At 72.6% G+C, this 13076-nt stretch carries 8 protein-coding genes and 1 pseudogene; 5 read left to right on the forward strand and 4 right to left on the reverse strand.

Translation table 11 applies throughout. The annotated features are described in order from the left end of the window. Together QMZ92_RS29755 and QMZ92_RS29760 are read right to left on the reverse strand one after the other, a co-directional pair. A pseudogene (locus QMZ92_RS29755) lies at positions 1-419 on the reverse strand (hypothetical protein); the annotation flags it as partial. Continuing rightward, positions 416-1411, reverse strand: coding sequence for an ADP-ribosylglycohydrolase family protein (locus QMZ92_RS29760; protein ID WP_283300665.1), 996 nt, complete (start codon positions 1409-1411; stop codon positions 416-418). The pseudogene QMZ92_RS29755 and the gene QMZ92_RS29760, both read right to left, overlap by 4 nt. Positions 1412-1644: 233 nt before the next feature. Here QMZ92_RS29760 and QMZ92_RS29765 point away from each other — a divergent pair, with 233 nt between their 5' ends. From QMZ92_RS29765 to QMZ92_RS29785, 5 genes are all read left to right on the forward strand, one after another. Continuing rightward, positions 1645-2373, forward strand: coding sequence for a VIT1/CCC1 transporter family protein (locus QMZ92_RS29765; RefSeq protein ID WP_283300666.1), 729 nt, complete (start codon positions 1645-1647; stop codon positions 2371-2373). 411 nt (positions 2374-2784) lie between these two features. After that, complete coding sequence (gene gltB, locus QMZ92_RS29770) at positions 2785-7374, forward strand: glutamate synthase large subunit (protein WP_283300667.1); 4590 nt, start codon at positions 2785-2787, stop codon at positions 7372-7374. Continuing rightward, complete coding sequence (locus QMZ92_RS29775; protein WP_283300668.1) at positions 7367-8827, forward strand: glutamate synthase subunit beta; 1461 nt, start codon at positions 7367-7369, stop codon at positions 8825-8827. Before gltB ends, QMZ92_RS29775 begins: the two co-directional genes overlap by 8 nt. Positions 8828-9080: 253 nt before the next feature. Beyond that, a complete protein-coding gene (locus QMZ92_RS29780) occupies positions 9081-9803 on the forward strand; it encodes a VWA domain-containing protein (protein ID WP_283300669.1) in 723 nt (240 codons plus the stop codon). 133 nt (positions 9804-9936) lie between these two features. After that, on the forward strand, positions 9937-10407 hold the full coding sequence (locus QMZ92_RS29785) for a pyridoxamine 5'-phosphate oxidase family protein (RefSeq protein ID WP_283300671.1): 471 nt from the start codon (positions 9937-9939) through the stop codon (positions 10405-10407). Positions 10408-10548: 141 nt separating this feature from the next. Here QMZ92_RS29785 and QMZ92_RS29790 read toward each other — a convergent pair whose 3' ends face one another. Together QMZ92_RS29790 and QMZ92_RS29795 are read right to left on the reverse strand one after the other, a co-directional pair. Continuing rightward, complete coding sequence (locus QMZ92_RS29790; protein WP_283300672.1) at positions 10549-12120, reverse strand: DUF4139 domain-containing protein; 1572 nt, start codon at positions 12118-12120, stop codon at positions 10549-10551. Between the two features lie 4 nt (positions 12121-12124). Further along, a partial coding sequence (locus QMZ92_RS29795; RefSeq protein WP_283300673.1) for a DUF4139 domain-containing protein occupies positions 12125-13076 on the reverse strand: 952 nt, incomplete at its 5' end.

Consider the following 13076-nt stretch of genomic DNA (forward strand, 5'->3'; position numbering starts at 1 on the left):
CCGTGCCCCGGCCGCCCTGCCGGGCGCGAGTGCTCCGGTTTCCCCGGGCGCTGCCGCGCGGTGCGGTCCGCACCCAGGGCACCGGCCGAGGGCCCGGGCGCCGGGCGGGGGTCGCGCGGCACGGCGTCGCTGCCCGCAGGTGCCTCGCGTCCCCCGCCGTGCCGCCCCGTCCGGTCCTCGCCCCCGCCGCGCCGGCCCTCCTCCCGACGGCCGTCCTCGCCCTCCCCGCTCCCGCCGCGGCGGTCGTGCCCCGCCGCGTCCTCCCCGTCCCGGAACGGCCCGGGGTCCGGGGTCGGTGCTCCCTCACCGCGGTCCTCGTCGGATGCGTCCGACCCGTCCGACGTCAGGTCCGGAGGGGAGTCCGGGGTGCCGGGGGCGGGGTGGTCCGGGGCGGCCGGGTCGAGGGGGCGGGGGGTCATGACAGTGCCTCGGAGTCGTCGTACGGAGTGAGCAGGTCCGCGATGTCCAGGACGTGGTGGCCGCGCATCGAGGGGAGGCAGCTTCCGCGGACGGGGCCGATCGCGGCGGCCCAGTCCGGCGGGATGGCGGAGGCGCCCGACATCGCGCCGGCCAGCGCGCCCGCGACCGCCGCGGTGGTGTCGGCGTCGCGGCCCATGTTCACCGCGGTCAGCACCGATGTGCGGAAGTCGCCGCGGGCCGCCGCGAACGCCCCGAAGGCGAGGCCGACGGCCTCGGGAGCCAGGTCGGTCCACGGGTAGCCGCCGATGACGACGGCGGAGCGGACCGTCCGTTCGCGGCCGAGCGGGTCCGTCCCGGCGCGTTCCGCCGCGACGACCGCCCGGCGCATGGAGCGCGAGGTCCAGGAGTCGAGGGGGACGACGGACAGGGCCGCGCCGATCACTCCCGCCGGGCCGGCCCCGGCCATCGCCGCGGCCACCCCCGCCGCCACCGCCTGCCCGCCGTAGATGCCCTCGCCGTCATGGCTCACGGAGCCGTCGACGGCCACCAGTCGCGCGGCCTCGTCGGGCCGGCCTGCGGCGAACACGCCGAACGGCGCCGCCCGCATCGCGAGCCCGTCGCTCCAGGCGTGCCGGTGCTGCGCGGTGATGGGAGCCGCCAGCCCTCTGCGCAGGTTCTCCAGTGTGCCGCGCTCGCTGAAGCCGGCGCCCCGGAACGGCCCCTCGTCCAGGTCCGCGATCCAGTGGTGCCAGGCCTTCTCGACGTGGGCCACCGTCAGTGCCGAACCGTGCCGGGCGATCAGCAGCCCGGAGAAGATCGCGTACTCCGTGTCGTCCGTGCCGGCGGGGCTGTCGGTCACGAAGCCCTCGATGCGGCCCCAGCGGCGGCGGATCTCGGACGGTCGCATGTTCTCCGCCGGTGCGCCGAGGGCGTCGCCCACCGCCAGTCCCAGAAGTGCGCCGCGGGCCCGATCGCATGCAATCCAGTCCACCGCGCCACTCCTTCGCACCCCCTCGGGCCTGTTCCCCGATCTGTCCCCCGCGGGGCGCCGGGTGGGGGCACGGGGGACATCGGTTCACACGTCCGGCCCAAGAGCGGAGCGCACCGCCCTGCCAGGTAAGTAAAGCCTGCCTTGCTAGCGCGCCCCTTACATCGCGCGTACTTTCGAGGACGGAAGAAGGGGCGGGACGCGGACGCGGACCGCTCGGGTTCGAGGGGAGAGCTGTGTCCATCATCGAGACCGAGGCGACGCTTCACGAGGCGCACCGCGACAACCACACGCACCGTGACGTCAACGGCGGCTGGCTGCGTCCCGCGGTGTTCGGCGCGATGGACGGGCTCGTGTCCAACCTGGCCCTGATGACCGGGGTCGCCGGCGGCTCCGCCTCCCCGCAGACCATCGTGATCACGGGCCTCGCCGGCCTCGCGGCCGGCGCCTTCTCGATGGCGGCCGGCGAGTACACCTCGGTCGCCTCGCAGCGCGAGCTCGTCCAGGCGGAACTGGACGTCGAGCGCCGTGAGCTGCGCAAGCACCCGGTCGACGAGATGGAGGAGCTGGCCGCGCTGTACGTGGCCCGCGGAGTCGAGCCCCGGCTGGCCCGAGAGGTGGCCGTACAGCTGTCCAGGGACCCGGAGCAGGCGCTGGAGATCCACGCCCGCGAGGAGCTGGGCATCGACCCGGACGACCTGCCCTCGCCGGCCGTCGCCGCCGTCTCGTCGTTCGGATCGTTCGCCCTGGGCGCGCTGCTGCCGGTCCTGCCGTACCTGCTGGGCGCCGCCTCGCTGTGGCCCGCGGTGCTGCTGGCGCTCCTGGGGCTGTTCGCCTGCGGCGCGCTGGTGTCCCGGGTGACCGCCCGCGGCTGGTGGTTCAGCGGGCTGCGGCAGCTGGCCCTGGGCGGTGCCGCGGCGGCGGTGACGTACGGGATCGGAAGCCTGGTCGGGGCCGCGGTGTAGGGCGTGTTTCCCAAGTGGCGCCGTCACGGCCTCCGGGGCATTCCCCGGAGGCTGTGACCTATGTCCTCTGCCCTATCGGGCCGCGAGGTGCCACACTTGTTGGTGGCCTCACACCATGAGCCGTTACCCGGCGGTTTCGAATCCTTAACCGCGGGGCATGAGCCACAAGCGCTGTGGGCAACGAAGCCTGCTCAGCACCCCGGGTCCGTGGACACCGATCCCAAGCCGATCTTGTCCGCACCCGCCCCCACCTGCGCCGCTATCAGATCCCCATAGCGCGGTGTCCGCATGTTGGAATGGGCTATCCGCTTCCCGAGAACCACTCCATCATGTAACCTGCACGAAATTTCAGCGGAGGGCCAACGTCGTCCCTCGGCACCGCCACATGCCACGACGACGACGGGAGAGCCGATGCGTTCCGACGCCTGGTCGCCCATGGACGGTCGCCCCGCTCCGCAGGGGATGTACGACCCCCGTAACGAACACGACGCCTGCGGTGTCGGGTTCGTGGCCACCCTCACCGGTGTTGCCAGCCATGAGCTGGTCGAGCAGGCGTTGACCGTGCTGCGCAACCTCGAGCACCGCGGAGCCACCGGCTCCGAGCCCGACTCCGGCGACGGGGCCGGCATCCTGCTCCAGGTCCCCGACGCCTTCCTGCGCGAGGTCGCCGGATTCGAGCTCCCCGAGGCCGGTTCGTACGCCGTCGGCATCGCCTTCGTCCCCCAGGGCGCAGAGGACGAAGCCGTCTCACGGATCGAGACGATCGCCGCCGAGGAGGGTCTCGACGTCCTCGGCTGGCGCGAGGTCCCCGTCGCGCCCGAGCTGCTCGGCGCCACGGCCCGTTCGACGATGCCCGCCTTCCGCCAGCTCTTCGTGAGCGGGGGCACCTCCCGGGCCGAAGGCTCCGGGGGAGGCGCGATCAGCGGCATCGCCCTCGACCGCAAGGCGTTCGTGCTGCGCAAGCGCGCCGAGCGCGAGGCCGGCGTGTACTTCCCGTCGCTCTCCGCCCGCACCATCGTCTACAAGGGCATGCTGACCACCGGCCAGCTGGAGCCCTTCTTCCCGGACCTCTCGGACCGCCGTCTCGCCACCGCCGTGGCCCTGGTCCACTCGCGCTTCTCCACGAACACGTTCCCGAGCTGGCCGCTCGCCCACCCGTACCGCTTCGTGGCGCACAACGGTGAGATCAACACCGTCAAGGGCAACCGCAACTGGATGCGGGCCCGTGAGTCGCAGCTGGTCAGCGAGCTGTTCGGAGACAGGGACCTGGACCGGACCTTCCCGGTCTGCACCCCGGACGCCTCCGACTCCGCCTCCTTCGACGAGGTCCTGGAACTGCTCCACCTCGGCGGCCGCTCGCTGCCCCACAGCGTCCTGATGATGGTCCCCGAGGCGTGGGAGAACCACGACTCCATGGACCCGGCCCGGCGCGCCTTCTACCAGTACCACTCCACGATGATGGAGCCCTGGGACGGCCCGGCCTGCGTCACCTTCACCGACGGCATCCAGGTCGGCGCGGTCCTCGACCGCAACGGCCTGCGCCCCGGCCGCTACTGGGTCACCGACGACGGCCTCGTCGTGCTCTCCTCCGAGGTCGGCGTCCTGGACATCGACCCCGCCAAGGTCGTCCGCAAGGGCCGCCTCCAGCCGGGCCGGATGTTCCTCGTCGACACCGCCGAGCACCGCATCATCGAGGACGACGAGATCAAGGCGTCGCTGGCCGCCGAGCACCCCTACGAGGAGTGGCTCGAGGCCGGGATCATCGAGCTCGGCGACCTGCCCGAGCGCGAGCACATCGTCCACACCCACGCCTCGGTCACCCGCCGTCAGCAGACCTTCGGCTACACGGAGGAGGAGCTGCGCGTCCTGCTCGCGCCGATGGCCCGCACCGGCGCCGAGCCGATCGGCTCCATGGGCACCGACTCGCCGATCGCGGCCCTCTCCGAGCGCCCGCGGCTGCTCTTCGACTACTTCACCCAGCTGTTCGCGCAGGTCACCAATCCGCCGCTGGACGCCATCCGCGAGGAGCTCGTCACCTCGCTGATCTCCTCGCTCGGCCCGCAGGGCAACCTGCTGGAGCCGACCGCGGCGTCGTGCCGCTCGGTCACCCTGCCGTTCCCGGTGATCGACAACGACGAGCTGGCCAAGCTCATCCACATCAACGCCGACGGCGACATGCCCGGCATGAAGGCCGTCACTCTGTCCGGTCTCTTCCGGGTCTCCGGCGGCGGCGACGCGCTCGCCGCCCGGCTGGACGAGATCTGCGCCGAGGCCGACGCCGCCATCGAGGGCGGCGCCAGGCTCATCGTGCTGTCCGACCGGCACTCCGATGCCGAGCAGGCGCCGATCCCGTCGCTGCTGCTCACCGCCGCGGTCCACCACCACCTCATCCGCACCAAGCAGCGCACCCACGTGGGCCTGCTGGTCGAGGCCGGCGACGTCCGCGAGGTGCACCACGTCGCGCTGCTCATCGGCTACGGCGCCGCCGCGGTCAACCCGTACCTGGCGATGGAGTCCGTGGAGGACCTGCTGCGCGCCGGTACGTTCATCGAGGGCCTGGAGCCCGAGCAGGCGATCCGCAACCTGATCAAGGCCCTCGGCAAGGGCGTCCTCAAGGTCATGTCCAAGATGGGCATCTCGACCGTCGCCTCCTACCGCGGCGCCCAGGTCTTCGAGGCCGTCGGTCTCGACGACGCCTTCGTCGCCAAGTACTTCGACGGCACCGCGACGAAGATCGGCGGCGCCGGCCTCGACGTCGTCGCCACGGAGGTCGCCGCCCGGCACGCCAAGGCGTACCCGGCCAGCGGCATCGCCCCGGCGCACCGCGCGCTGGACATCGGCGGCGAGTACCAGTGGCGCCGCGAGGGCGAACCGCACCTGTTCGACCCGGAGACCGTCTTCCGCCTGCAGCACGCCACGCGCACCAAGCGGTACGACATCTTCAAGCAGTACACGGGCCGGGTGAACGAGCAGTCCGAGCGCCTGATGACGCTCCGTGGCCTGTTCGGCTTCAAGTCCGACCGCCCGTCGATCCCCGTCGACGAGGTCGAGCCGGTCAGCGAGATCGTCAGGCGCTTCTCCACCGGCGCCATGTCGTACGGCTCCATCTCCAAGGAGGCGCACGAGACCCTCGCCATCGCCATGAACCAGCTGGGCGGCAAGTCCAACACGGGTGAGGGCGGCGAGGACCCGGACCGCCTGTACGACCCGGCGCGCCGCTCCAGCATCAAGCAGGTCGCCTCCGGCCGCTTCGGCGTGACCTCCGAGTACCTGGTCAACGCGGACGACATCCAGATCAAGATGGCCCAGGGCGCCAAGCCCGGCGAGGGCGGCCAGCTGCCCGGCCCCAAGGTCTACCCGTGGGTCGCCAGGACCCGGCACTCCACCCCGGGTGTCGGCCTGATCTCCCCGCCGCCGCACCACGACATCTACTCGATCGAGGACCTGGCGCAGCTGATCCACGACCTCAAGAACGCCAACCCGGCCGCCCGCATCCACGTGAAGCTGGTGTCCGAGGTCGGCGTCGGCACGGTCGCCGCGGGCGTCTCCAAGGCCCACGCGGACGTGGTCCTCATCTCCGGCCACGACGGCGGCACCGGCGCCTCGCCGCTCACCTCGCTGAAGCACGCGGGCGGCCCCTGGGAGCTCGGCCTCGCCGAGACCCAGCAGACGCTGCTGCTCAACGGCCTCCGCGACCGGATCGTCGTGCAGACCGACGGTCAGCTGAAGACCGGCCGCGACGTCGTCATCGCCGCGCTCCTCGGCGCCGAGGAGTTCGGTTTCGCGACCGCCCCGCTCGTCGTCTCCGGCTGCATCATGATGCGCGTCTGCCACCTGGACACCTGCCCGGTCGGCATCGCCACGCAGAACCCGGTCCTGCGCGAGCGCTTCACCGGCAAGGCCGAGTTCGTCGTCAACTTCTTCGAGTTCATCGCCGAAGAGGTCCGCGAACTGCTCGCCGAGCTGGGCTTCCGCACCCTGGACGAGGCGGTCGGCCACGCCGAGTTGCTGGACACCACCCGGGCCGTGAACCACTGGAAGGCCCAGGGCCTCGACCTGGCGCCGCTGTTCCACGTGCCCGAGCTGCCCGAGGGCGCCGTCCGCCACCAGCTGGTCGAGCAGGACCACGGCCTGGAGAAGGCCCTGGACAACGAGCTGATCAAGCTGTCCGCGGACGCGCTGGCCGCGGCCACCGCCGAGGAGGCCCAGCCGGTCCGCGCCCAGGTCGCGATCCGGAACATCAACCGGACCGTCGGCACCATGCTCGGCCACGAGGTGACCAAGAAGTTCGGCGGTGCGGGCCTGCCCGACGACACCATCGACATCACCTTCACCGGATCGGCCGGCCAGTCCTTCGGCGCCTTCCTGCCGCGCGGCGTCACGCTGCGCCTGGAGGGCGACGCCAACGACTACGTCGGCAAGGGCCTCTCCGGCGGCCGGATCGTCGTCCGCCCCGACCGCGGCGCCGACCACCTGGCCGAGTACTCGACCATCGCGGGCAACACCATCGCCTACGGCGCCACCGGCGGCGAGCTGTTCCTGCGCGGCCGCACCGGCGAGCGCTTCTGCGTACGCAACTCCGGTGCGCTGGTGGTCTCCGAGGGCGTGGGCGACCACGGCTGCGAGTACATGACCGGCGGCCATGCCGTCGTCCTCGGCGGGACGGGACGCAATTTCGCGGCCGGCATGTCCGGCGGTGTCGCGTACGTCGTCGACCTCGACGAGGACAACGTCAACGCCGGCAACGCGAACGCCGTCGAGACCCCGAGCGACGCCGACAAGGAGTGGCTGCACGACGTCGTGCGTCGCCACCACGAGGAGACGGGTTCCACCGTGGCCGAGAAGCTCCTCGCCGACTGGCCCGCCGCAGCGGACCGGTTCAGCAAGATCATCCCGACCACGTACAAGGCCGTGCTCGCCGCCAAGGACGCCGCTGAGCTCGCCGGTCTCTCCGAGCGGGAGACCACCGAGAAGATGATGGAGGCGGCGACCCATGGCTGACCCCAAGGGCTTCCTGACCACCGGGCGCGAGGTCGCCGAGACCCGCCCCGTCGCCGAGCGCGTCAAGGACTGGAACGAGGTCTACGTCCCCGGCTCCCTGCTGCCGATCATCAGCAAGCAGGCCGGGCGCTGCATGGACTGCGGCATCCCGTTCTGCCACAACGGCTGCCCGCTCGGGAACCTCATCCCGGAGTGGAACGACTACGCCTACCGCGAGAACTGGCAGGCGGCGAGCGAGCGGCTGCACGCCACGAACAACTTCCCGGAGTTCACCGGACGGCTGTGCCCCGCCCCGTGCGAGTCGGCGTGTGTCCTCGGCATCAGCCAGCCCGCCGTCACCATCAAGAACGTCGAGGTCTCGATCATCGACAAGGCGTGGGACACGGGTGACGTCAAGCCGCAGCCGCCGGAGCGGCTGTCCGGCAAGACCGTCGCGGTGATCGGCTCCGGGCCGGCGGGCCTCGCCGCCGCCCAGCAGCTGACGCGGGCCGGCCACACCGTCGTCGTCTACGAGCGCGCCGACCGCATCGGCGGTCTCCTCCGGTACGGGATCCCCGAGTTCAAGATGGAGAAGCGGCACGTCAACCGGCGTATCGAGCAGATGCGCGCCGAGGGCACCAAGTTCCGTACCGGGATCGAGATCGGCCGTGACCTCACGGCGACGGACCTGCGCAAGCGGTTCGACGCGGTCGTCATCGCCGCCGGTGCCACGACCGCGCGCGACCTTCCGGTGCAGGGCCGTGAACTGAACGGCATCCACCAGGCGATGGAGTACCTGCCGCTCTCCAACAAGGTCGTCGAGGGCGACTTCGTGACCCCGCCGATCACCGCCGAGGGCAAGCACGTCGTCGTCATCGGCGGCGGCGACACCGGCGCCGACTGCGTCGGTACCGCCCACCGCCAGGGCGCGGCGTCCGTCACCCAGCTGGAGATCATGCCCCGGCCGGGCGAGGAGCGCAGCTCCGGACAGCCGTGGCCGACGTTCCCGATGCTCTACAAGGTGACGTCCGCGCACGAGGAGGGCGGCGAGCGGGTCTACTCCGTCTCCACCACCCACTTCGAGGGCGACGCGGACGGCAACGTGCAGTCCCTGCACCTCGTCGAGGTCGAGTTCGTCGACGGCAAGCTGACCCGGAAGCCGGGCACCGAGCGTGCCATCCCGGCCCAGCTGGTCACCCTCGCCATGGGCTTCACCGGCACCGACGTCGAGAACGGCCTGGTCTCCCAGTTCGGCCTGGCGCTGGACGAGCGCGGCAACATCGCCCGCGACGCGGACTTCGCCACCAACATCGACGGCGTCTACGTCGCCGGCGACGCGGGCCGCGGCCAGTCCCTGATCGTCTGGGCCATCGCCGAGGGCCGCTCCGCGGCGCGCGGGGTGGACCGCTACCTCACGGGCGCGAGCGAACTGCCCGCCCCGATCCGCCCGACGGACCGTGCCCTGACGGTCTGACCCGGCAGTCCCACCAGCCGGACCGTGCGCTGACGGTCCCTCAAATACGTCCCGTACAAAGGCGTACGGAACAGACGCGGCGCCTGCCCCCGTCCCCGACCGGACCGGGCAGGCGCCGCGGCATCTTCCGGGGTGACGGTACGCGCGCGTAGCCTCGCGGTCCGCGCGTGCAGCCCTCCGGCGTAGTCTCACGGCACGGGTGCCGGTCCGCGCGCACGGGACCCGCGGATGCCCAGCGAACGGAGACACGCCCATGGCGGCCATCAGCCTGCGCAAGATCGAGGAGACCGCGCCCGCCCTCGTCAGCCTCTACAAGTCCGCCGGGGTGTCGCTGGCGAAGCACGGGCTGAGCGACCGGCGTGCGGCGGTGTACCTGGTGGTCGACTACTCCGGCTCCATGAAGCCCTACTACAAGGACGGCAGTGTCCAGGCCCTCGCGGACCGGGTCCTCGGCCTCTCGGCCCATCTGGACGACGACGGGCGCGTCCCCGTCGTCTTCTTCTCCACGGACATCGACGCCGAGACCGACATCGAACTCGACGACCACGAGGGCCGGATGGACCGGATCGTCGCCGGGCTCGGCCACATGGGCAGGACCAGCTACCACCTGGCGATGGACGCGGTCATCGACCACTACCTGGAGAGCGGTGCCACGGCGCCCGCGCTCGTCGTCTTCCAGACCGACGGCGGGCCGACCAACAAGCTCGCCGCGGAACGGTATCTGTGCAAGGCGGCGAAGCTGCCGATGTTCTGGCAGTTCATCGGCTTCGGTGACCGGGGCAGCCGACAGTTCGACTTCCTGCGCAGACTCGACGACCTGGCGGTCCCCGCGAAGCGTCCCGTCGACAACGCGGGCTTCTTCCACGCCGGGCAGGACCCGCGGCGGCTCCGCGACGACGAACTGTACGACCATCTGTTGTCCGAGTTCCCGGTGTGGCTGGCGAACGCCCGGGCGTTGGGGATCGTGCGCTCCTGACGCCCGGTACCCCGTCGGCCCCGACCGGGCCGCGGTACGAGGTGGCCGCCGTCGGAGCGACGTGCCGGCCGTCACGGCGGCCCGCTCCGGATACCCGACAGCGGATGTCCGGTATTCGGGGTCTCCTGGGCCCATGGGCAACAGCTGGGCAGACTTTCAGGCGGCGGAACCGGACTTCGCCACGGTGGTGCGGGAGCGCTTCGAGAAGTACGGACACCATGTCCTCGCGACCCTCCGCAAGGACGGATCACCACGGCTCACCGGGCTGGAGGTGACCTTCCGCTCCGGTGAGCTGTGGCTCGGGATGATGCCGGACTCCCGCAAGGCGCTGGACCTGCTGCGCGACCCGCGGTTCGCGATCCACGCCAACCCGGGCCCGGACGACTCCATGGCCGACGGGGACGCCCGCATCGGCGGACGGGCCGTGGAGGTGACCGATCCGGAGGCGAAGGCCCCGTTCCAGTCGGTGGCCGAGGCACCGGAGCCGTTCCACCTCTTCCGGGTGGAGCTGGCGGAGGTGGTGCGGATCGGGGTCGAGGGCGACGAACTGGTCGTCCGCGGCTGGCAACCGGGCCGCGGCCTGCGGACCGTGCGGCGCCGCTAGGGCGTGTTTCGAAAGTCCCGTCCGGGCGGACGACGCTCCGTCGAAACACGCCCCAGGTGTGGTGAACCCGAGCGTCGACAACGCTCGGGATCGCTCGGCCGTTACGGGCACGTGCCGCGGCGCGGGGTGCTGCGCGGAAGGTCAGAGCCCGGCCACCTTGGCGCTCGCCGACAGTTCGTAGACCAGCGTCACCGTGCGGTGGCCTCCCGGTGGGAGGGCGACGTCCCAGCGGGCGATGCCGTCGGCGTCGACCGCGTCGGGCGGCGGCGAGCAGGCTTCCTTGCGCAGGGACACCTCCACGGCCGAGACCTCGGAGACCGGGATCCGTTCGCGGAGGGCGACCATCCGTTCGCCGTGCTCCCCGGGTGCGGAGAACCGGGACAGGTGCAGCCGGACCGTGCGGGTGACCACGGTCCGCTGCGTGATGCCGGCGGTGCCGCGGGTCTCCTCGGTCTCCCGGACCACGCGGTGGTCGTCGGAACTGCCGAAGGCCAGCTCGACGGGAGCGCCGGGTGCCGTGAAGCCCAGCGTGCCGCGGCCGGTGAAGCCGCTGTCGCGGATCAGGTCCACGGGCCCGGCGAGCAGCGCGTGGCCGGACCGGTTGTCGCCCCGCACGACCTGCGTGACCAGCGGTGACAGCTCGGGCGAGCAGGCGTACTCGCTGCGCGCGGCCGAGGTGAAGGCGGAGACGGGCACCCGGTGGGCACGGCCGTCGCCGGCCACCGAGACCGGAGTCGGTGACTCCAGCACCCGTACCTCGCCGCCGTCGTCCACCCCGGGCAGGCCGACCACCGGGGCCGGGCCGAGGTCCCCGATCTCCTCCTCGCGCAGTTCGACGTCGACCGTGCGGCGCTCGGCCGCGGAGCGGTCCCTGAGCGTCAGCCGGTCCTCGTCGAGCCGCGGCGGGTCGGTGGCCAGCGCCGAACGGGCCGTCGAGAACGTCAGCCGCACGCCCGACCAGTCCTCGCCGGTGCGCTGCCAGACCATCGCCTCGGTCTCCAGCGTCAGGGTCCCGCCCTCGAGCACGGCCCGGTAGGCGGGGCGCCACAGGGCACACGGAGTCAGATGACTCAGCCGCAGCCGGGCCGGTCCGGCCACCGCGGCGTCCACGGTCAGCTCGATGTGGCCGGTCAGTTCGGCGGGCTCCGTCTCGGCGAGGGCCAGCGCCCGGCGGGTCTCCCCGAGTCCGGCCGCGACGGCGGACAGCCGGGCTTCCACGGTGCGGAGCTCCTCGCCGTAGGTGTCGCGCTCGGTGTCCACCCGGTCCAGTTCGCGGGACCAGCGCTCCGGTTCGGCCTCGCCCGCCCCGGCGCCCTCGCCGATCTCCCGCAGCAGATCGGCGGCCAGCCGGCCGAGCAGGTCGAGGCGGGCCCGGAGGCGGTCGCGCCGCTTTCCCAGGGCCTTCTGTTCCTCTTCGAGTTCGTGCTCGCCACGGCGGAGCGCCGAGTCGTCGCCGGTGGGCGGCTGCGCGCTCCGCGGCGTCCGGTCGCGGACGATCCGCAGATCGAGCACGTTCGCCGGACGGTCCGGGTGATCGGCCGTCAGCTCGGCGTGCAGGGTGCGGTCGACGGCCAGCGCGCTGACCGGCCCGAGCCGCAGCCGCTGGACCCCGGCCGCGAGGTCCAGCACGGTGACGCGCTCGACGTGGGCCCGGTCCTCCAGGCAGGTCGCGGCGGTGACGGGCAAGGGGATCGGCAACGGGTCCGTGGGCATCGCTTCAGCTCCTCCGGTTGCCGCCGGCCAGGGCCTTGCCGGCCGGGATGCGGATCTCGTAGCCGCCGTCGAGCGCTGCGGTGGCGCCGGCGGGAAGGTCCACCCGCCAGATGCGGGTACCGGGCGCGTGGTGTTCGGGTCCTTCACCGTCCACGGGCGCCGTCCAGTCGGCCCGTTCCTCGATCCTCGCATCCGGTTCCGAGGTGACCGGTACGCGCTCGCGGACCTCCACGGTGACGTGGCTTCCGAGCCGGTTGGCCAGCTCCACTCGGATCCGGTGGTCGAGCACGGTGGTGTTGTTGCGCAGGCCCGCGGTGGACTCGTGCAGCTCGGTGCGGCGGGTGACCCGGACGGCCTCCGCCGGGCCCAGACCCACGCGGCGGACCCCGCCCGGGGCGAGCGTGGGCAGTGCGGCGGTCAGCACGAAGCGGTCGTCGACGGTGACCTCCACCGGGCCGGCGAGGAGGGCCCGGTCGGTGGCGTTGGAGAGCACCAGCGTGGCGTACACGGTCTCCTCCACGGACGGCACGCAGAGGTACTCGGTGCGCAGACCGACGGGCATCTCGGCGACGGTGACGGTGTGCCAGGCGCCGTCCGACGGGATGTCGGCGCGGGCGGCGGCGTCGTAGCGGTGGTCGAAGGAGCCCGCCGACTCGCGGGGCGGCACGGCGTGCCCCGGCAGCGGCAGCGCGGCCACCGCCTCGGCCCGGCGGCGGTACTCGGCGGCCACCGGGTCGCCGGGGGAAGCGGGGAAGAGCCGCCCCCTGCGACTGTGCTGCTCGTCCGGGCCGCTCAGGACGAGGGCGGCGTAGTCGAGCTCGGCACCGCTCGGCCGTGGAGGACCGGCCGCCGGTTCCGGTGGCGCTGGCGGCGCGGAACTGCCGGGGGCGGCCGGAGCCATGGGGCCGCGGGCCGCGAAGGCCGCGCCGCGCGCGCGTGGCCCGGCGCCCGGTCGT

Origin of the sequence: Streptomyces sp. HNM0645 (assembly GCF_030056615.1) — a bacterium.
In the GTDB taxonomy this organism is placed as follows: domain Bacteria; phylum Actinomycetota; class Actinomycetes; order Streptomycetales; family Streptomycetaceae; genus Streptomyces; species Streptomyces marianii.